16 protein-coding genes and 1 pseudogene are annotated in these 19627 nt (G+C 71.6%); 5 read left to right on the top strand and 12 right to left on the bottom strand.

Annotated features, from left to right (window positions below):
- Window positions 1–40: 40 nt before the first annotated feature.
- A complete protein-coding gene (abmR, locus tag JYK17_RS26590) occupies window positions 41–661 on the bottom strand; it encodes an ATP-binding transcription factor AbmR (RefSeq protein WP_234548316.1) in 621 nt (206 codons plus the stop codon).
- Window positions 662–985: 324 nt separating this feature from the next.
- On the opposite strand from abmR, the gene JYK17_RS26585 reads away from it, so the two are divergent.
- Complete coding sequence (locus JYK17_RS26585) at window positions 986–1420, top strand: protease inhibitor (protein WP_222811336.1); 435 nt, start codon at window positions 986–988, stop codon at window positions 1418–1420.
- A 209-nt stretch (window positions 1421–1629) separates the two neighbouring features.
- Here JYK17_RS26585 and JYK17_RS26580 read toward each other — a convergent pair whose 3' ends face one another.
- From JYK17_RS26580 to JYK17_RS26560, 5 genes are all read right to left on the bottom strand, one after another.
- The gene (locus tag JYK17_RS26580) at window positions 1630–1863 is read right to left on the bottom strand and encodes a CDGSH iron-sulfur domain-containing protein (protein WP_128801077.1); all 234 of its coding nucleotides are present in this window, start codon (window positions 1861–1863) and stop codon (window positions 1630–1632) included.
- Window positions 1844–2515, bottom strand: a complete 672-nt coding sequence (locus JYK17_RS26575) for a HemK2/MTQ2 family protein methyltransferase (protein WP_128801076.1) — start codon at window positions 2513–2515, stop codon at window positions 1844–1846. Before JYK17_RS26575 ends, JYK17_RS26580 begins: the two co-directional genes overlap by 20 nt.
- Window positions 2516–3529, bottom strand: coding sequence for an iron-containing redox enzyme family protein (locus tag JYK17_RS26570; RefSeq protein ID WP_222811335.1), 1014 nt, complete (start codon window positions 3527–3529; stop codon window positions 2516–2518). It lies immediately after the preceding gene.
- Window positions 3530–3599: 70 nt separating this feature from the next.
- On the bottom strand, window positions 3600–4613 hold the full coding sequence (locus JYK17_RS26565) for a Ppx/GppA family phosphatase (RefSeq protein WP_222811334.1): 1014 nt from the start codon (window positions 4611–4613) through the stop codon (window positions 3600–3602).
- A 146-nt stretch (window positions 4614–4759) separates the two neighbouring features.
- On the bottom strand, window positions 4760–6262 hold the full coding sequence (locus JYK17_RS26560; RefSeq protein ID WP_222811333.1) for an MFS transporter: 1503 nt from the start codon (window positions 6260–6262) through the stop codon (window positions 4760–4762).
- A gap of 163 nt (window positions 6263–6425) precedes the next feature.
- Here JYK17_RS26560 and JYK17_RS26555 point away from each other — a divergent pair, with 163 nt between their 5' ends.
- Window positions 6426–6758 (top strand): ArsR/SmtB family transcription factor, encoded by a 333-nt coding sequence (locus JYK17_RS26555; RefSeq protein WP_108015610.1) that lies wholly within the window; start codon window positions 6426–6428, stop codon window positions 6756–6758.
- Between the two features lie 6 nt (window positions 6759–6764).
- The gene (locus JYK17_RS26550; RefSeq protein ID WP_108015609.1) at window positions 6765–7292 is read left to right on the top strand and encodes an SRPBCC family protein; all 528 of its coding nucleotides are present in this window, start codon (window positions 6765–6767) and stop codon (window positions 7290–7292) included.
- 44 nt (window positions 7293–7336) lie between these two features.
- On the opposite strand, the gene JYK17_RS26545 is transcribed toward JYK17_RS26550, so the two are convergent.
- The 4 genes from JYK17_RS26545 to JYK17_RS26530 form a co-directional block, all read right to left on the bottom strand.
- Complete coding sequence (locus tag JYK17_RS26545; protein ID WP_108015608.1) at window positions 7337–10153, bottom strand: NHLP bacteriocin export ABC transporter permease/ATPase subunit; 2817 nt, start codon at window positions 10151–10153, stop codon at window positions 7337–7339.
- 1 nt (window position 10154) lies between these two features.
- Window positions 10155–12377, bottom strand: coding sequence for an NHLP family bacteriocin export ABC transporter peptidase/permease/ATPase subunit (locus JYK17_RS26540; protein ID WP_108015607.1), 2223 nt, complete (start codon window positions 12375–12377; stop codon window positions 10155–10157).
- Window positions 12374–13180: an HlyD family efflux transporter periplasmic adaptor subunit gene (locus tag JYK17_RS26535; RefSeq protein ID WP_128801071.1), complete on the bottom strand. Its 807-nt coding sequence runs from the start codon at window positions 13178–13180 to the stop codon at window positions 12374–12376. The genes JYK17_RS26540 and JYK17_RS26535 overlap by 4 nt, the downstream gene beginning before the upstream one ends.
- 122 nt (window positions 13181–13302) lie before the next feature.
- Window positions 13303–13518 carry a type A2 lantipeptide gene (locus tag JYK17_RS26530; protein ID WP_108015605.1) on the bottom strand — a complete coding sequence of 72 codons (216 nt, stop codon included), beginning with the start codon at window positions 13516–13518 and terminating at the stop codon, window positions 13303–13305.
- A 716-nt stretch (window positions 13519–14234) separates the two neighbouring features.
- Between JYK17_RS26530 and JYK17_RS26525 the strand changes: the two genes are divergently transcribed.
- A complete protein-coding gene (locus JYK17_RS26525) occupies window positions 14235–15626 on the top strand; it encodes a S1 family peptidase (RefSeq protein ID WP_222811332.1) in 1392 nt (463 codons plus the stop codon).
- A gap of 97 nt (window positions 15627–15723) precedes the next feature.
- On the opposite strand, the gene JYK17_RS26520 is transcribed toward JYK17_RS26525, so the two are convergent.
- Entirely contained in the window at window positions 15724–17877 is a 2154-nt protein-coding gene (locus JYK17_RS26520; RefSeq protein ID WP_128804354.1) for a PP2C family protein-serine/threonine phosphatase, read from the bottom strand.
- A gap of 338 nt (window positions 17878–18215) precedes the next feature.
- Here JYK17_RS26520 and JYK17_RS26515 point away from each other — a divergent pair, with 338 nt between their 5' ends.
- Entirely contained in the window at window positions 18216–18821 is a 606-nt protein-coding gene (locus JYK17_RS26515; RefSeq protein WP_278000515.1) for a response regulator transcription factor, read from the top strand.
- A gap of 279 nt (window positions 18822–19100) precedes the next feature.
- Here the strand turns inward: JYK17_RS26515 and JYK17_RS40695 are convergent.
- A pseudogene (locus tag JYK17_RS40695) lies at window positions 19101–19475 on the bottom strand (ATP-binding cassette domain-containing protein); the annotation flags it as partial.
- Between the last annotated feature and the right edge of the window lie 152 nt (window positions 19476–19627).

Genomic DNA, 19627 nt, shown 5'->3' with positions numbered 1-19627 from the left:
GCCGACCCTACCCGTGGGAACGGGACCGGGAAGCAGCCGGTCACGCGGGCCCTCCGGAGGATTCCGCCCGGTCGTCGGGTGCGGTGTCCTGCGGTCCGGTGTCCTGCGATGCGGTGTCCTGCGCTCCGGCTTCCTGCGGTCCGGTGTCCGGGCCCTGCGCCCGGACGCGCCGGACGTGTTCGAGGGAGTCGCGCAGCTCGGTGAGCCAGTCGTCGGTGTGGCGCTGGACCAGACGCACGCACCAGGCGAGGGCGTCGCTGCGGCTGCGCGCGACGCCGCCCGCGATCAGGGTGTCCAGGACCTGGCGCTCGGGCTGGCGCAGCCGGGTCATCACGGGCGCGGCGACATGCGTGAACAGGGCGCGCTCACCGCCGCACTCCACGCCCCAGGAGACCTTGCGGCCGAACCGGTGCTCGGCCTCGCGCGCCACCTCGACGCGCGACTGCCGGGTGCGCTCGCGGAACTCCTGGATCCGGCCCTGCACCGCGGCGTCGCGCTCGGCGTCCGAAGCGCCCTCGGCGAGCCGGGGTCCGGGTATGCGGCCGATCACGGTGATCTCCTCGCGGTCGACCGTGAGGTCGGTCAGCTCCTCGAAGAGGTCCTCGGGGACGCGGCCGGCGAACCAGCCGCGCAGGGTGTCTCGCTGCTCTGAAGTAATCATGTAATGACGATTACTCGCCCACACCATGAACACAAGGGGGTGCGCGGGAGTCCGCCGACAGCTCAATCGGAATGTTTCAGGCCTATTAACAAAGCGCAGGAAATCGGCCAGTTGGCTGCATCGAGCGATCAAGTTCCGCTCAGTTCCGGGGTTTGCACATTCAAAGTCCGTGACTTCACGCCACTGATTGAACACACAAGGTTACTGAAACGCGTGGGGTCGAGGTGTGTTTCGGCGCCGGACTCGGCAGACTCGCGCTCGCCGGTCCGGCACCGATCCGAGACGGTCCGGCACACCCTCGACATCAGCGGAAGGATGCACACGATGCGGAACACCGCGCGCTGGGCAGCAACCCTCGCCCTCACGGCCACCGCCGTCTGCGGGCCCCTCACCGGAGCCGCGCTCGCCGCCCCGGCCACTGCCCCCGCCTCGCTCTACGCCCCCTCGGCCCTGGTGCTCACCGTCGGCCACGGTGACAGCGCCGCCACGGCGACACCGCAGCGGGCCGTCACCCTCAACTGCGCGCCCTCGGCCTCCGGCACCCATCCGGCTCCTGTCGCGGCCTGCGCCGAACTACGCGGCGTCGCCGGCGACTTCGCCGCTCTGACCGCGAGAGACGACGTGCTGTGCACCAAGGAGTACGACCCGGTCGTGGTCACCGTCGACGGCGTTTGGGAGGGCAAACGCGTCTCCTACGAGCGCACCTTCGCCAACGAGTGCGTGAAGGACTCGTATCCGACGACCGTCTTCTCGTTCTGAGCGACCGGTCGTTCCGAGACCGGGATCGCGGAGTCCCCGTGAGCATCTGAAGCGGCCCGCAGGTGGGGAGTGCGAGTCCTTGGCGCGGGGCATCCGGCGATCTCGTACCAGGGGTCGGGCGGGCGGAGTGGGGCCGCCCGCCCGGCTGCTGGGTCAGGTCCGCCCCTTCCCGGGGAGAACAGGGAGGGGCGGAAGCCGTTTTCCGGATCTCAGGAGGCCGGGTCGCCGTCGTCGGTCCGGCGGCTCTTCGTACGTTCGCGGTGGCTCGTGTCGCACCACGGGAATCGGCGGCTGCGGCGGCAGGTGCACAGCGCCACCCGGAAGCGGTCCGAGCGGACCGTGCTGCCGTCCTCCAGCTCGACCTCGACCGGGCCCTCCACCAGCAGGGGGCCACGGCGCTGGACCTTGATGCGGCGCGCGGGTTCAGCAGGGGAGTTCGGCACGGACGACCACCAGCTCTTCCTTCTCGTCGTCGGACACCAGACCGCGCTGCCGCAGCCAGTCCGCGCGCGAGTGCAGCACCGGCCCGAAGGCGATTTTGCGGCGGTGGGTGACGGCCGCCCGGAACCCGGCGTCGTGCAGGCGGCCCAGCGTCCGGTCGGGGTCGCTGAGCGCCGAGTGCACCATCAGCAGGACACCGCCGGGGCGCAGCACCACCGGGGCCTCCCGGCAGATCCGGTCCAGTACGAGCCTGCCGTCCTCGCCCGCGTCCCAGGCCCTCGCCGCACCGCGCGGCGGGGCACCGGCGGTGGGTGCGGGGACGTAGGGCGGGTTGGAGAGGATCAGGTCGAACGACTGACCCCGCACCGGCGCGAACAGGTTCCCGCGCCGGGTCCGCACCGGAACGCCTGCCAGCCGGGCGTTCAGGCGTGCCGTCCACACCGCCCGCCACGAGACGTCCACCGCGGTCACGCGGGTGCCGCGCCGTGCGGCCGCCAGCGCCAGCGCGCCGGCTCCGGTGCCGACGTCGAGAACGTCGGCATTGGGTGAAAGAGGTTCTTCGGACAAGGCTCCGACCAGGAGGTCCGTATCGTCCTGCGGGGCGTACACACCCGGGGGCACCAGTGGTTTCACCGGGCTCAAGTACCCCGACATTCAGGAGATAAAAGAGATTTCCGAAAAGACGGGTGTGCGCAGTGACGACCTGCCCTCGCGCCAGTTGCCGAGCAGTTCGTCGGCGAAGCGGCCCTCGAGGTACTCGGTGGCGTCGATGCCGAACGCCACGTCGGACGCCAGATGCGGCTCCTCCGCGAGCAGCCCTCCGATGACCTCATGGCGTACGACCTGCTCGTGGACGGCGTCGGCCTCGACGTGCTCGTCGTAGAAGTGCTCGGCGGCCGGACCCGCCCCGGTGCGGCGCATCGCCTCGGCCAGGCGCCGGGACCCGGGGGAGGAGGTGATCTCGACCGAGGCGAAGTGGCCCACCAGAGCGCCCCGCAGGGCCCGGTGCAGGCCGAAGAGCGACATGAGGTTCACCGTCGCGAGCATCCGGGCGCTCGCCGCGTCGAGATAGCGGCCGTACGTCGTGTCCAGGCCCAGGTCCGTCATCAGGGCGGCGAACAGGTGCGCGTGCACCCGGTCGGGGCGGCCGCCGCCGAACTCGTCGAACTCCACGGCCGCCATGCCCGCCTTGGCGCGGCCCGTGAGCCGCGGCAGCACCCAGGCGTGCGGGTCGGCCTCCTTGAGGTGGTAGAGGGAGCGTTGCGTCGCGTACTCGCGCAGCTGCCACAACTCGCCCTCGTCGCGCAGGAAATGGGAGACGCCGTCGCCCTCGGCCGGTTCGACGAGCAGGTCGGCGAGCGCGTCGTCGACGGTGTCGTGCACCGGGGTGTCAGCGCGCAGGGCGGACAGGAAGCGGTGTTCGAGCGCCGCCCGGGTGCGCAGCAGGTCGGGGTCCCACTCGCGGTCCGCGGGCACGCCCGCGAAGCCGCGGTAGTGGAGCTCGTAGCAGAGGTAGAGGGCGAGCTGGAGGTCGTCGCCGTAGGCGGGGGCCGCCGCGACCGCCTCGGGGCGCGGCAGCGGGCCCGCGTCGAGCAGGTAGTCCTTCACTGCGGCCGAGACCGGTCCCCGGGGCTCGGGGAGCCGCGGTCCTTCGTGGTCGTGCGTCATACGGGCCGGGTACCCGGACAGCGGTGGGTCATCCACGGCGCGGGAACGCGCGCCGGACACCTGCCCCGGGTCAGCGGGTCAGGCTCGGGATGCGCAGGGGCAGCGGGTCCGGGGAAGAGGGTTGGGGCATCTCGTCGAGGCGGCTGATCTGCGCCCACCAGGACGAGCCCTCCTCGATGTGGCGCAGCAGGATGCCCTCGCGGATCGCCCACGGGCAGATGCTGACCGTCTTCAGGCCGGTCAGCTTCATCGCGGTGTGGCCGACCACCGCGCCGGCCAGGCTCTGCCCGGCGCGCGGCGCCGAGATGCCGGGCAGCCTCGCGCGCTCGGCGGCGGGCAGGGCCGCGAGCCGGTCGATCGCCGCCCGCAGGTCCCCGCGCCGCATCTGCCGCGGCACGAACGGCCCCTGCCGCCCCGGCGCCGCTCCGCACAACCGCCCCAGCTGCTGGAACGTACGGGAGGTGACCACCGCGGTGCGCGGGCCCTCCCAGCGGATCCGCGCCGCCACGTCCCGCAGCTGGTGACGGACCTTGCGGCGCAGCGCCCGCACCTGGTCCGGCGCGGGCGGGCCGTCCTCCGCGAAGAACTCATGGGTCAGGCGTCCCGCGCCGAGCGGCAGAGAGGCCACGAAGTCCGGCAACCGGCCGCGCCCGAAGGCCACTTCGAGCGAGCCGCCGCCGATGTCCAGCAGGGCCAGCGGCCCCGACTGCCAGCCCATCCAGCGCCGCGCCCCGAGGAAGGTCAGCTCGGCATCCAGCTCGCCCGGCAGGGTGCACAGCGCGACGCCGGTCCGCGAGCGTACGGCCCGCAGCACCTCGTGGCGGTTGGGGGCGGCACGTACGACAGCGGTGGCGAAGGCCTGCGGTCCTGCGGCGCCCCAGCGGGTCGCGGTACGGCTCGCCTCGCTCACCGCGTCGACGAGCCGCTCGACGCACTCCTCGGGGATACGGCTGCCGGGCCTGACCTGTTCGGCCAGTCGCAGCCGCCACTTCGCGGTGTGCACCGGCAGCGGAACCCCGCCCTCCGCGTCCGCCACCACGAGCCGGACCGTGTTCGAGCCCACATCCACCAGGCTGAGTCTCATGAGCCTGTGGGTACCCATGTGTATACGGGCCAATCACACACGGTGGCCGTGCCGGACGCCGGACCCCGGACGCCGGGCGCACGCGAGGGGCCGCCGTCTCCCTGCGGACGGCGGCCCCTCGGATCATGCGGCTCGGTGCGGTGGGATCACATGTGGACGACGGGTGCGGCGTCCGCGTCCTGCTGCGGGAGCCCGCGGCGGTAGAGCAGGAAGGCGATCACCGCGCCGGCGGCGAACAGCACCGCCGACCACCAGAACGCGGTGGTGTAGCTCTCGATCGTCGCCCGGGCCTGCACCAGCTTGTCCGTCGGGTCCTTGCCGGCCAGGTAGTCGGTCGCGGCGCTCGCGGCCAGGGTGTTCAGCAGCGCGGTGCCGATCGAACCGCCCACCTGCTGCATGGCGTTGACCGTGGCGGACGCGACGCCCGCGTCCTCGGCCGCCACTCCACCGGTGGCCAGCTGCATGGCCGCCGGCATCACCAGGCCGAGGCCGACGCCGATCACGATCAGCTGCGGCAGCACCGCGCTGACATAGCTGGAGCCGATGCCGATCCCGGTCAGCCAGGCCATGCCGACCGCGGCGACGGCGAAGCCCAGCGGGACGACCGCCTTCGGTCCGATCCGCGGCACCAGGGTCGTGGTGCCGAGCTGCGCCGCCACCATCAGCGCGGCGACCATCGGCAGGAACGCGACACCGGTCCTGGTGGGGCTGAAGCCGAGGTTCAGCTGCAGGTAGTAGGTGAGGAAGAGGAACACACCGAACATGCCGCCCGCGGAGATCAGCACGGCGACGAAGGAGGCCGAGCGGTTGCGGTCGAGCAGGATGCGCAGCGGCAGGAGCGGGTGCGCGGCACGGGTCTGCCACCAGGCGAACGCCGCCAGCAGGATGCCGCCCGCGATCAGGAAGCCCCAGGTCAGGGGCGAACTCCAGTCGTGCGTCTCGGCGTTGGAGAAGCCGTAGACGAGGGAGAACAGACCGGCGGCGACGAGCACCGTGCCGGGCACGTCCAGCTTGGCGCTCTGTGCGTCACGGTGGTTGGTCAGCAGCATCCAGCCGCCGACGAAGGCCACGACGGCGATCAGCACGTTCACGTACAGCGTCCAGCGCCAGTCCAAGGCGTCCGTCAGGACACCGCCGAGCAGCAGGCCCACGGCACCGCCGGCACCGGCGATGGCGCCGTAGACGCTGAACGCGCGGGCCCGCTCGCGGGCGTCGGTGAACGTCGTGTTGAGCAGGGAGAGGGCGGCGGGAGCGAGCAGTGCGCCGAAGGCACCCTGCAGGGCGCGCGCGGTGACCAGCATCCCGAATCCGCTCGCGGCACCGCCGAGCGCGGACACCCCGGCGAAGCCCACGACCCCGACGAGGAAGGCGGTCTTGCGGCCGAACAGGTCGGCGATCCGGCCGCCGAGCAGCAGCAGGGACGCGAAGGCCAGGGCGTAGGCGGTGACGATCCACTGGCGGTTGCCGTCGGAGAACCCGAGGTCGGCCTGTGCCGACGGCAGCGCGATGTTCACGATGGTGGCGTCGAGCACCACCATCAGCTGGGCGACGGCGACGACCGCGAGGATCCACCACCGCTTCCGGGAGGCCGCGGACGGCGCCTCGACCGCACCCTGCCGGGTGTCGTCGGTCAAAGTCTTCTGGGACATGGGAGAACCACTCCAGGGAAGTCGTTCGAGTGCTGCCTAAACGAAACCGTTTCGTACACGTCGAGGCTAAGCCACGCCGAGCGAAACGGCAACGTTTCGCTGGACGTGACGCTCGTCATGTATGCCTTGACGGGCATATAACCTCGGCGGCATATTGGATTTCATGTCCGACGGCGCACTCTGGACCGCTCTCGCGGACCCTCACCGCAGGGCCATCGTCGCGCTCCTCCTGGAGCGGCCGCGGCCGGTGGGCGAGATCGTGGAGGCGAGCGGCCTGAGCCAGCCCAGCACCTCCAAGCATCTGAAGGTGCTGCGGGAGGCGGGGTTGGTCCGGGTGCGGCAGGACGCGCAGCGTCGCGTCTACGCCCTCGACCCGGCGCCGATCGCCGAACTCGACGCCTGGCTCGCGCCCTACCGCAGGCTCTGGAACCGCAGCCTGGACGAACTGGGCCGGCGACTGGACGAAACCGCGCCGGACGATTCCGAGGAGGACTGATCTGTTGTGGCCGCTGATCTCACCGGCACCTATCTGACCCTGGACGACGGTCGTCCGGCCGTCCGTTTCAGCCGTACCTACGACCATCCGATCGAGCGCGTCTGGCAGTTCGTGACGGACGCGGAGGAGCTGGCCCGCTGGTTCCCCTCGCGTGCCGAGATCGATCCTCGCCCGGGCGGCACCATCACGTTCAGCGGCGACCCGAACATGCCCGAGTCCACGGGCCGGGTGCTCGCGCTCGACGAGCCGCGCCGACTGGCCTTCGAGTGGGGCGGCGACGAACTGCACTTCGACCTGGAGGCGCTGGACGACAAGCGCACCCGGTTCACCCTCACCAACGTCCTCCAGGCGGCCGACAGCGCGGCCCGCAACGGCGCGGGCTGGGAGGTGTGCCTGGCCGCACTGGACGCGCTGGCCCGGGGCGAGCGGTCCCAGGGGCCGCACGCCGGGACGAGCGCACCGTGGAAGGAGTTCTACGCCGGCTACCTCGACGCCGGTGTGCCGTCCGGGGCCCCCGTTCCCGGACTGGACTGACCCGTCCCGGGACGGAACTCACCCGTCACGGACGGGACGATCCCTCAGGCCATCTGACGCCGCACCAGTTCGTGCAGCCGCCCGCCCGTGTCCGCGAGCAACTGCGCGGGCGGGCCCTGCTGGGCGATCCTGCCGTCCTCCATCACGATCACGCGGTCGGCGTCCAGCACGGTGGACAGCCGGTGCGCGATGACGATGCGGGTGGCGTTCAGCGCCTTGGTCGACTCGATCACCGTGCGCTGCGTCTCGTTGTCGAGGGCGCTGGTCGCCTCGTCGAAGAAGAGGATGCGCGGCCGCCGGATCAGCGCCTGAGCGATCATCAGGCGCTGCCGCTGGCCCCCGGAGACGGCACCGCTGCCCGAGACGATCGTGTGCAGACCCATCGGCATCCGCTTGATGTCCTCGGCGAGCCCCGCCATCTCGGCCGCCGCCATCGCCTCCTCCGGCGTGTACGGCTCCGTACCGCAGATGACGTCCAGGATGGAGCCGGTGAACGGCTGCGCGTGCTGCAGCACCACACCGCACTGCCGGCGCACCGCCGACTGGTCGAGCGCGGACAGGTCCTGGCCGTCGTACAGGACACTCCCCGAGACCGGCTTGTCGAAGCCGATCAGCAGCCTGAGCAAGGTCGACTTGCCGCAGCCACTGGGGCCTACCACCGCCACGAACTCGCCGGGACGCACCTCGAAGGACAGGTCGTCCAGGACGAGCGGACCGTCGTCGGAGTACCGGAACGACAGCCGCCGGGCCTCGATCGCACCGGTAAGCGGGCCCGGCCGCGTGCTGCCCGTGCGCACCTCCGGCGTGGCCTCGAACACCGGCTTGATCTGCTCGAAGAGCGGCATCGCGGCCACCACGGAGACGAACGCGCCGGTCAGCTGGGTGACCGAGGTGAGCACCATCGTCACCGAGGTGTTGAAGGTGAGGAACGCGGCCGCCGACATCACCCCGCGCGCCGGGCCCGCCAGCAGCATGAACATCAGCAGGGTGCACAGCGGCAGATACACCGCGCCCATCACCGTGGTGAGGTTCTTGATCCGCCCCACCTTCTGCTGCAGTTCACGGCTGTGCGCGAACTGCGAGGCCCACGCCGCGTAGGCGTAGTTCTCGGCCGCCGCCACCCGGAGCTTGGGCAGCCCGCGCAGGGTCTGGAACGCCTGGTTGTTCAGCTTGTTGCCGAGCACGACCAACTTGCGCTGCCAGCGCACCTGCCACAGGCCGAGCCCGAGGAAGACGGCCCCGATGACGACCAGCATGCCGATCGCCGCGAAGGCCATGGAGGCGCTGTACCAGAACAGCAGCCCCAGGTTCATCGCGCCTATGGTCACCGACTGGGCGACCACGGGCCCGACTCCCGCCATCAGCCGGCGCATCGCGCTGATGCCCATGGCCGCGCTGGCCAGCTCACCCGTCGAGCGCTCCGTGAAGAACTTGGTCGGCAGTCTCAGCAGCCGGTCCCAGACGGCCGGCTGCAGCGTGGCCTCGATCCGTCCCTCGAGACGGAGGATGGTGAGGTTCTCCAGCAGCATGAACGCCGCCGCCACCACGCTGGTGAGCATCACGGCCAGACAGACCTGGACGATCAGGTTCGTCTGCGCCTTCGGCACGAACTCACCGAGCACCTTGCCGGTGGCGATCGGCACCAGCGCGCCGATCGCCACCGTCACCAGACCGCTCATCAGCAGGTTGGTGAGGTCGCCGCCCGTTCCCCGCATGGTGAACCGCAGCAGCCTGAGCGGGCTGAGCCGGCGGTCCGGCAGCGGGCGGTAGAACATCACCGCGCGCGGCTCGAACTCCTCCGCGTTGGCCTTCTCGATCGGCGTCTCACGACCGGTCGCCGGATGTACGGCGACGTAGCCGCCGCGCCGCCACAGCAGCGCGACCGGCGCGCCCGACAGCGCCCGGTGACCCACCAGCGGGCCGACGTTGTCCCGCCACCAGCGGCCCTCCAGCTGCACCGCCCGGGTGCGCACGCGGGAGGCGATCGCCACCAGCTCCACCGGGTCGAGGCGGTCGCTCCCCGTGCCGCTCTGCGCGGGTTCGGCAAGCTCGATCCCGGCCGCGTCGGCGACCAGCTTGCACGCCGCGTACGAGGCGTCGGCGTCGGCGGCCGTGGTCCGCTTCGACGACGACTTGCCGATGGAGGCGAGCAGGGTGCGGTCGGCCTGCGCCCGGACCGCCTCACCGGCCTTGATGCCGGCCGCCGTCCGGGTCTCGTGCGTGCGCTCCAGCTGCTCGATCCAGCGGTCCAGCGTGGTCAGCAGCCGGTACTCCTGGTCGACCATGCTCTGCCAGACCCCGGGGTCCATCAGCAGGTCGGCCGCCGCCTCGGCGCCGTACAGGGAGCCGTACTGGACGCTGCCCGGCGGCACCTGCATCCAGAAGACGTCGTCGTCGGTCAGCTCGGCGGCGCGGTCGTTCGCCATCGGCGCCTGGAAGAGGATGGACAGGCTACGGCCGACGCCGAGCGCGAGGGCGTACTCCAGCGGGCTCGTCTGCGGCGGGACGTACTGGGGGTTGCCGTACTCGTCGTAGGACCACGTCTGGGTGTTGGCCGGCTGGTACAGCTCGCGCAGTCCGATGCGGTGCACCACGCAGTCGCGCAACGGGCGCGCCACCAGGGTGTGCTGGGGGCCGGGGACCGGGCCGAGCAGCAGCGAGCCCGCCTCCAGACGGCCGAGGTGGTGCCAGTGGCCCTGCTGGACCGCGTCCACCGCGAACAGGTCGAGGCTGCCGGACGCGACCAGCCACAGCACCTGCGGGCCTTCCAGGTCGAGCCGGTTCAGGCCCGTGCAGTCGATGCGCGAGCCCATGGACCCGAGCGCGCCGAGGACCAGGTCGCCTTCCTGAGAGGTCGTCATCTCACCGTTCCCTGACCAGCGCGGCGTACGCACCGCCGCGTGCCACCAGGTCCTCGTGCCGTCCGCGTTCCACGATCGTGCCGTGCTGCAGCACCACGATCTCGTCGCTGTCGCGCACCGTGCTCAGCCGGTGCGCGATCACCACGCAGGCGCAGCCGCGCCGGCGCAGGTTGTCCATCACGGCCAGTTCGGTCTCCGCGTCCAGCGCGCTGGTCACCTCGTCGAGCACGAGGATGCTGGGCCTGCGCACCAACGCCCGTGCGATCTCCAGGCGTTGGCGCTGCCCGCCGGAGAAGTTACGGCCGTCCTGCTCCACCTTGCTGTGGATGCCGCCGGGCCGGCGCAGCACCACGTCGTACAGCGCCGCGTCCCGCAGCGCCTCGACCACCGCCTCGTCGGGGATCGACGGGTCCCACAGCGCGATGTTGTCGCGGACCGAGCCCTCGAAGAGGAAGACCTCCTGGTCGACGAAGGACACCGAGGAGGCGAGCGCGCCGCGCGGGATGTCGTCCAGGCGCCGCCCGTCGATGCGGATCACGCCCTCCCAGGGGGTGTACAGGCCCGAGATCAGCCGGGACACGGTGGACTTGCCGCTGCCGGAGCCGCCGACCAGGGCGACCTGCTGGCCGGGACCCACGGTCAGGTCGAAGCCGGTGAGCAGCGGCTTGTCGAGCGGGTTGTAGCCGAAGGAGATGTTCTGCAGCTCCACGTGCCCGTGCAGCCGGCGGGTTGAGTCGCCGGCGCCGGGGCGGCCGTAGAGCGGGTCGGCCTGGAAGTTCTCGACGTCCTTCAGGCGGGCCACGTCGGCGGCGAAGTCCTGGATGCGCCCCGCGACGCCGTTGAGGCGGGTGATCGGCGCGGTGAAGCGGGTGACCAGCGACTGGAAGGCGACCAGCAGGCCCACCGAGATGCCGCCCTCGACCGCGCGCATGCCGCCGATCCACAGAATCACCGCGCTGTTCAGCGAGGCCAGCGTCGGCGCGACCACGCCGAGCCAGGCGCTCGGCACCCCGAGCCGCTGCTGCTCCTCAAGCGTGGTGGCGTGCTGTCCGGCCCACTTGCGGAAGTAGCCGTCCTCGCCGCCGGTCGCCTTCATCGTCTCGATCAGCTGCAGCCCGGTGTAGGCGGTGTTGGTGAGCCGGGCGTTGTCGGCGCGCAGCTTGGCCGTCCGGGTCGCGCGCAGGCGGATGACCACCCGCATGGCGACGATGTTGAGCAGGGCGACGCCGATGCCGACGAAGGTGAGCTGGGGATCGTAGGTGTAGAGCAGGACCGCGTAGAGCACTACGACCACGCAGTCCACGCCGGCCGCCGCGAGGTCGCGGGCCAGCGTCTCGGCCACCTGGTCGTTGGACTGCAGCCGCTGCACCAGGTCGGCCGGGCTGCGCTGGGAGAAGAACGTCACCGGCAGCCGCAGCAGATGGCGCAGGAAGCGGGCGCTGGAGAGCGTGGAGGAGATGATGCGGCCGTGCAGCAGGTTCGACTGCTGCAGCCAGGTCAGCAGAACCGTCAGCAGCACGCACGCGCCCATCGACGCGAACAGCACGCCCAGCAGCGAGGTCTTGCCGCCGATCAGGAACTCGTCGATGTAGGTACGGCTGAGCGCGGGCACCGCAGCGCCGACCAGCACCAGGAGCAGGCTCGCCAGCACGGCTGCGGGCATCGTGCCCGCCGTGCCGCGCAGCCGGGCCGGCATCGCGCCCAGGATGCCCGGCTTGCGGCCGCCCTTGGTGAAGCCGTCGCCGGGTTCCATCACCAGCACGACGCCGGTGAAGCTGCCGTCGAAGTCCTCCATGGGCACGAAACGGCGGCCCTTGCCGGGGTCGTTGATGTAGACACCGCGGCGGCCGAAGCGGCGCCCCATGCCGTCGTAGACGACGTAGTGGTTGAACTCCCAGAACAGCACGGCCGGGGTCTTCACCTCGGCGAGGGCCGCCGTGTCCATCTGCATGCCCTTGGCCGTCAGGCCGTAACTGCGCGCCGCCTTCAGCAGGTTGCTGGCCCGCGAGCCGTCACGCGAGACGCCGCACGCGATGCGCAGCTCCTCCAGCGGGACGTGCTTGCCGTAGTGCCCGAGCACCATCGCGAGGGAGGCGGCGCCGCACTCGACGGCCTCCATCTGCAGGACCGTCGGCGTGCGCACGGTCTTCGACTTGCCCGTGGGCACGGGGCGCTTGGGCGGAGCGGCACGGCGCCTGCTCCGCGTCTCCTGTGCGGTGCTCACGGCAGCAGCCAATCGACGGGACGCTGATCGGACAGCCGGATCGAGCCCGAGGCCATGGTCATGGAGGAGAGATGGAAGGGCGGCCCGTCCTTGGACGACCACTTGTAGCCGCTCTTCGTGCTCGACGACTTGTCCAGTTTGACCAGCACGGCCACCGGGCGGCCCTTCTTGGTGAACTGCTCGCCCAGCTGGCTGTCGCCGAGGAAGGCGGCGATCTGCTGGGGGGACTGCGCGGAACGGTCCACCGACTTCACATGGCCGCGCAGCACGCCGTACGTCTGGGTGGGCACCGACGAGACGGTCAGGTCCACGGTGGCGTCGGCCGGGATGGAGGCCGCGTTCTCGGCGGGGACGTAGACCGTGGCGTAGAGGGGGTCGTCGGGCTTGGCGACCTTCTCCACGGCGGCGACGTTGGCGCCGGTCTGGATGATCTGGCCGATGGTGGCGGCAAGGCCGGTGATCCGGCCCGCGGCGACCGTGCGTACGACGGTGGAGCCCTGGGCCGTCCTGACCTTCAGGACCGGGGCGTCGGCCGGCAGTTGCTCGCCCTGTCTGGCGAGGACGGCGGTGACCTGGCCCGCGACGGGGCTCTGCAGGATGTAACTGCCTTCGCCGTGCGTGAGGATGGCGGGCGCGCCGACCGTGGAGGCGACCGAACCGGTCACCGCCCACACGGACGCGGCGGCGATCGCGACGACCGTCACGGACAGCACGAGCCAGCCCTGCGGGCGGGCGAAGCGCACCGGAAGATCGAGCTCCTCCGGCGACTGGAGCTTGGCGAGGGCCTGTTGGCGGAACTGCACGGAAACTTTCCCTCACCTGAAAACGAGAGAGGACCGGCTCTCCGGAGCCGGCTGCGTCGAGACAACCGAAGGCCCCGGAGTCGCGACACGACTCCGGGACTCGACGATCACAAAAGGTGCGATCAGAGACCGGCGACCAGACCGGTGACCGGAGCGGTGCTCAGGCCGGTGACACCCTCGACGGTGCCGACAGCGGTGTCGACGATGCCGGAAACCGGGGCAATGCCGTCCAGGGCACCCGTGACGGTGTTGACCGCGTTCACGGAGAGGCCGCCGGAGACGTTGTCGAGCTCGGCGTCGGAGATCTCGACGGTCTCGACACGGGGGGTGGAGTTCATGATGGAACTTCCCTTCGTATGGATATTCACAAGGGGGGAGCGGCCCCCCTCTGGGGGACAGAGCGACGGCCGCGACCGCGAGCGCCGGGCGCCCGTTGCCGGGAACCCTTCGCGGCCCCCGCGGTGCGATGGATCAAAGCACGCTGCGGGGTCGCCCTTCCAATCAACCATGCGTCTCACCAGGCAACTTGGATCACAGGGGTACCGATCGGTGCAGGGCTGCGCACGAGACGATGGCGACTTCTTCACATGCGTCACGGCATTGGTTCGCCCGCGGTCTTGCCGGTGGATCGACTAATCAGACACTCCCGTCACAACGGCATGGCGCAAGACGTGTGCGTGTGCAGATCCCTCGCGCCCGGTGACCCCGATGCGCAGTGGCTGTGCAGATTGGTTGAAGCTTGGATTCAGAACCGTGTTCTGGACGGGCCGTGGTCGTTCGACTGCGGACCGTGACGGGGTGGCCGCCGTCGACGCGGCCGCCAACGACACGAGGACCTTGTCGGCCTCGGCGGTGGTCATCGCCATGGGGGCGATCGTTCCCGCGCCGGTCGGCCGAAGGTGGGTCATGGCCGATTCCGCATCGCGCCAAGAGAGTTGGCAAACGGAATTGAACGCACCGCGCGGCCCGTGCGTACCAACAGCCATCCAGGCGCCCGAACACAACCGCTGCCGAACGGCGGCAAGACTCCGGTCCCCCCAGGAGGTCGAGAAGTTTGAGTCACAAGCGAATTCCGAAGCGCAAGGCCGCGATCGCGGCCGGCAGCGTCGTGGCGCTCGGCGCGGCCGCCATCCTGCTGCCGAACGCCATGGCGTCGCAGGACAACTCGTCGACCGACGCTGCCCCCAGGACCATGAAGGCGACCGACGCCTCGGATCTCGCCGCGCAGCTTCAGGGCCAACTCGGCCAGGCCTTCGCCGGTTCCTACTACGACTCCGCGAGCCGGCAGCTCGTCGTCAACGTCATATCCGGCGACAACAACGTGGTCGCCCAGGCGAAGAAGGCCGGCGCGAAGGTCCGCGAGGTCAGCAACAGTCTCGCCGCATTGAAGGCGGGCGCGCAGACCCTGAAGGCCAAGGCGACCATCCCGGGCACCGCCTGGGCCGTCGACCCCAAGACCAACAAGCTCGCGGTCACCGCCGACAGCACGGTCACCGGCGCAAATTGGGACAGACTGACGTCGACGGTCAAGAGCCTCGGTGACGGCATGGCCACCGTGAAGAAGAGCTCCGGAACCTTCAAGACGCTCATCTCCGGCGGCGACGCCATCTTCGCCCAGGCGGACGGCGGCACCGTCCGCTGCTCCCTCGGCTTCAACGTCAAGGCCAGCGACGGCAGTCCGGCCTTCCTGACGGCCGGTCACTGCGGCGTGGCCGCCAAGCAGTGGTCCGACTCCCAGACCGGGCAGCCCATCGCCACGGTCGACCAGGCCACCTTCCCCGGCAACGGCGACTTCTCACTGGTGAAGTACGACGACCCCAACACCCAGGCGGCGAGCGAGGTCAACACCGGCGAGGGCCAGGCCGTCCAGATCACCCAGGCCGCCGATGCCACCGTCGGCGAGCAGGTCTTCCGGATGGGCAGCACCACCGGGCTGCACGACGGCACGGTCACCGGCCTCGACGCCACGGTCAACTTCCAGAGCGAGACCGACCCGAACGGCGTCGACACCGTCACCGGCCTCATCCAGACCGACGTCTGCGCCGAGGCCGGCGACAGCGGCGGCTCCCTGTTCACCCAGGACGGCGCCGCGGTCGGCATGACCTCCGGCGGCAGCGGTGACTGCACCAGCGGCGGCGAGACCTTCTTCCAGCCGGTCACCGCCGCGCTGCAGGCCACCGGCGCGACGCTCGGCGACCCCGGCGCGGGCGCCGGTGACCAGGGCGGCGCCGCCGACCAGTCCGCCTCGGCGGGCGACCAGGCCGGCGGAGGCGACGCGGTGGGCGGCGGCGACGCGTCCGCCACCGCCGACCCGTCGGCGACCGCGAGCGACGGCTCGGGTGACCAGTCCGGTGCCGGTGCCGGCGACCAGTCCGGAGCCGGAGCGGGTGACCAGAGCGGGAACGGCGCGGGCGACGGTTCGTCGTCCCTCACCGAGACCCACTGATCGACCGGTTCGAGGTTGGCAGTGGACGGTCCGGCCTTCCGGCGGGAGGGCCGGACCGTTGCCGTTGCGCCACGGTCTTTTTCGGGTCTCGGCCTTCTCAGGTCTCGGCGCGGGCCCGCAGGAGCAGCAGCGCCACGTCGTCGAGTCGTTCGCGTGCGGCCGGACTGTGCGCCACGAGATGGTCGGCCAGCTCGTCCAGGGGTAGTTCGCCGGCCTCGGCGAGCCGTCGGCCGAGTTCGGCGAGCGCGTCCTCGATGTCGGTGCCGGGGGACTCGATCAGCCCGTCCGTGTAGAGGGCGAGGACGGAACCGGGCGCGAGATCGACCTCCGTGGTGGGATAGCCGGCCGAACCGTCGATGCCGAGCAGCGGGCCGCCCGCGAGATCCAGCACCCGCACCCGCCCGTCCGGGCGCCTGAGCAGCGGCGGCGGATGACCCGCGCGGGCCATCACGGCCCGCCCGCGCGCGGGATCGAGCCGCAGGTACAGACAGCTCGCGAACAGGTCCGCGCCGAGGTCGATCAGCAGCTGGTTGGTGCTGCGCATGACCTCCTCGGGCGCCTGCCCGACCGTCGTGTACGCGCGCACCGCGGTACGGATCTGCCCCATCAGGCCGGCCGCGGTCACGTTGTGGCCCTGCACGTCCCCGATCACCGCCGCGGCCACGCCCCGCGAGGACACCAGGTCGTAGAAGTCGCCGCCGATCTCCATGCCGTGCGTGGCGGGCAGATAGCGGGCGGCGGCCTCAAGGCCGGGCAGCGTCGGCAGCGAGTGCGGCAGCAGGGCGGCCTGCAGCCCCTGCGCCAGCTGCTGCTTGGCGTCGTAGAGCACGGCACGCTCCAGGGCCTGCGCGATGAGACCGCCCAGGCTTGTCAGCACCGCCCGTTCGTCCGCGGGGAACGCGTGCGGCTCGGCGTAGGCGAGCACACAGGTGCCCACCGGGCGGCCCGAGGCGATCAGCGGCAGATACGCCCAGGCCGCGAAGCCGTCGGGGGTGGCGTGCTGCGACGGATACAGGCGCTCCAGCTGCTCCCGGGAGTCGAAGAAGGCGGGCACCCCGGTGTTCAGGGCGTGGGTGCCCGGTGTCGGCTCCGCGAGCGGCAGCCCGTCGAACCGCTCCACGACGTGCGGGTCCTCGTAACCACGGTGTCCCAGCACATGCAGGCGTCCCGCGCGGGAGCCGAGCACCACCAGCGCCTGGCTGCCCACGGCGGGCGCGATCTCGTCCGCGACCAGCTGCACCACGTCCTGCACCCCCGCGGCCTCGGTCAGCGCGCCCGCAAGGGTCAGCACCTGGGAGATGGTGACCAACCGGGACGGGGTGTCGTCCGGATGCGGCGGGGCCCGGTGCATCTCCGCCACCGCCCTGGCCCGGGTGAGCCGCACGGTGAGTCCGGTGGTGGTCGGGTACAGCCGGAACGACAGCCAGTCGCCGGGCGGGCGCAGCGCCACGAACGAGGTGGTCTGCTGGCTGAACAGCGCGCCCCGGTATCGGTCCTCGTAGACGGGGTCGTTCAGCCAGGGCACCGACGCCCACAGCTGGGTGCCCAGCAGCCGGCTGGCGGGAACCCCGATCAGCTCGGCAGCCGCCGCGTTGGCGTAGCTGATCCGCCCGTGCAGATCGAGCGAGCACAGCCCGTACGGCAGCCGCGACACCATCCGCGCCGCCTCCACCGAGCCCAGCGAACCCGCCACGTTGCCCGGCGCGGGCACGCCGAGCAGATCGGGCTCGGGCAGCAGCGGGCGACTCTCGTCCAGGGCACGCTCCAGCCGCAGCGCGAGCCGGTCGCAGGCGGCGGTCAGATGCTCGCGCTCCCGGTCGGACAGCACCGGCGGGTGGCCTCCGGGCCAGGTCACATAGACCGCGCCGTACGTCGTCGTCCCCGTCGCCACCGGCAGCGCGGCGAGCGAGAAGTGGTACGGCAGCACGACGGCTATCCGGGGATAGCAGCGCGCCATCTCCTCCTCGCCGCCCACCCACACCAGCCGCCGCTCCCGCACGGCGTCGGCCACGGGGATGGGTGCGCTCAGGCCCACCCGCTCCCAGGGCGCGGCGAAGGCGCGGGGCAGCCCCGCCGTCACGGCCATCTCCAGGACGGGCTCGCCGGGCGCCAGCAGATACACGGCGCCGGAGTGCGCGTGGACCTCGTCCATCATCGAGGCCAGCGCCAGGGACAGCAGCGGCCGGCCCACCCGCGTCCGTGTGGTCGCCGGTGCCTGCGCGGACCTGTGTCCACCGGACACGCCGACCACCTCCTCGCACACCCGAAGGGGCGCGTCCCAGGGACTAAATCTGCCCTGTGACGGCCGGTCGCGCACGGCGAGCGGCCGCCGCGGCGCCGCACGGTCCCGCGCATGAGCACGGGAGCACCCGGCGCGGTGAAAGGACGGGCGGGTACCCCCTCCGCCCGAAACGATCCCCCCTCGGCTTACGCGCGCGATGGTGCGCCGACCGGGGCGCTCACTCCGGCACCCACCCCGGCGCCCGGTAATGGCCGGAACTACGCGCTCCTCGGATGCTCACGGGCGCTCAGATTGGGCACGCGTTCACCACTGACATGACCGGCGGACGGAAAGCTGAGGGGCGGGCAGTGATCCGGGTATTACTGGTGCACGATGCGTGTCTGGTGCGATCGGTGCTGGCGGAGTGGCTGAGGCGGGAGCCGGGCCTCCGCGTGGAGGACACCCCCTGGCGGGGCGCGCCCGGCCGGGTACGGCTGCTGCGGCCCGATGTGTGCGCCGCGGACCTCGAAGTCGACTCGTACGGCGTCCCGCCCCTGAACGAACTGAACTCACGGGGCCCGGACGGGTCACGTCCCAGACTCCTGGTGCTGGCCAGCGCCCACCGGCCCGGGCTGCTGAAACGGGCCATCGAGGCGGGGGCGCTCGGCTATGTCGACAAGGAGGGCGCGCCCGATCACCTCGTGCGCGGGATCCGCCGGGTCGCCGCGGGCGAACGCTTCGTCGACGACTCGCTCGGCTACGGCTTCCTCAAGGCCGCCGAGATGCCACTGACCAGGCGCGAACTGAGCGTGCTATCCCTCGCCGCCGAGGGCGCCTCGGTCGCGGAGATCGCCGGCAGCCTCCACCTCTCCCACGGAACCGTGCGCAACTACATGGCGGCCATCACCCGCAAGACCGGGGCCCGCAACCGCATCGACGCGATCCGCATCTCCCAGGGGGAAGGCTGGCTGTGAGGGCACCGGCCCCCAGCTGCCGACGAGTTCCCGGTACAGCGCCGAGGTCTCCAGCAGCTCGTCGTGGGTTCCGCACGCCGTGCCGCGTCCGTCCATGACCAGCACACGGTCCGCGCGCCTGGCCGAGCTGATGCGGTGCGCGACGACGACGAGCGTGCCGCCCGGCCGCCGCGCGAAGGCACGCTCCGCACGCTCCTCGGCCTCCGGGTCCAGATGACAGGTCGCCTCGTCGAGCAGGGCGAGCGGGGCGTACGACAGATACGCCCGGGCCAGCGCGATCAGCTGGCGTTCACCGGCGGACAGCGCCGCCGGGTCGACCTCGGCACCGAGACCACCGAGCCTCGCGAGCAGCGGACCGAGCCCGACCGCGTCGGCCGCCGCCAGTAACTCCCGCTCTGGCACCGGGTCCTGTCGCAGATGGGCGAGGTTGTCGGCGACGGTCCCGGTGAAGACATACGCCTCCTGCGGGATGAGCACGCGGTGCCGCGCGGCGTCGGCGGAGGGAACGGGGGCCCCGCCGACCCGGATCTCCCCGCGCCGGGGCGTGAGCATCCCTGCGATCAGGGCGGTGAGCGTCGACTTCCCGATGCCGCTGGGTCCGACGACGGCCAGGTGGGCGCCGGGGGCGAGGGTGCGGTCGAGGTTTTCGATCACGGGGGTTGCGGCGGGGCCGTAGGCGAAGGTCACGGAGGTGAGGGAGACGGCGGGGGGTTGTGCGGCTGGAGGGCGGGTCGCGGGCGCCGGGATCTTGGGTGCGGGATCTGGCGCGGGATCAGGCGTGGGATTGGGTGCGGGATCGGGCTTGA

The organism is Streptomyces plumbidurans, assembly GCF_019857225.1.
Classification (GTDB): domain Bacteria; phylum Actinomycetota; class Actinomycetes; order Streptomycetales; family Streptomycetaceae; genus Streptomyces; species Streptomyces plumbidurans.
The sequence above is the reverse complement of the archived record's forward strand: the minus strand, read 5'-3'. Positions and strand labels throughout refer to the sequence as shown.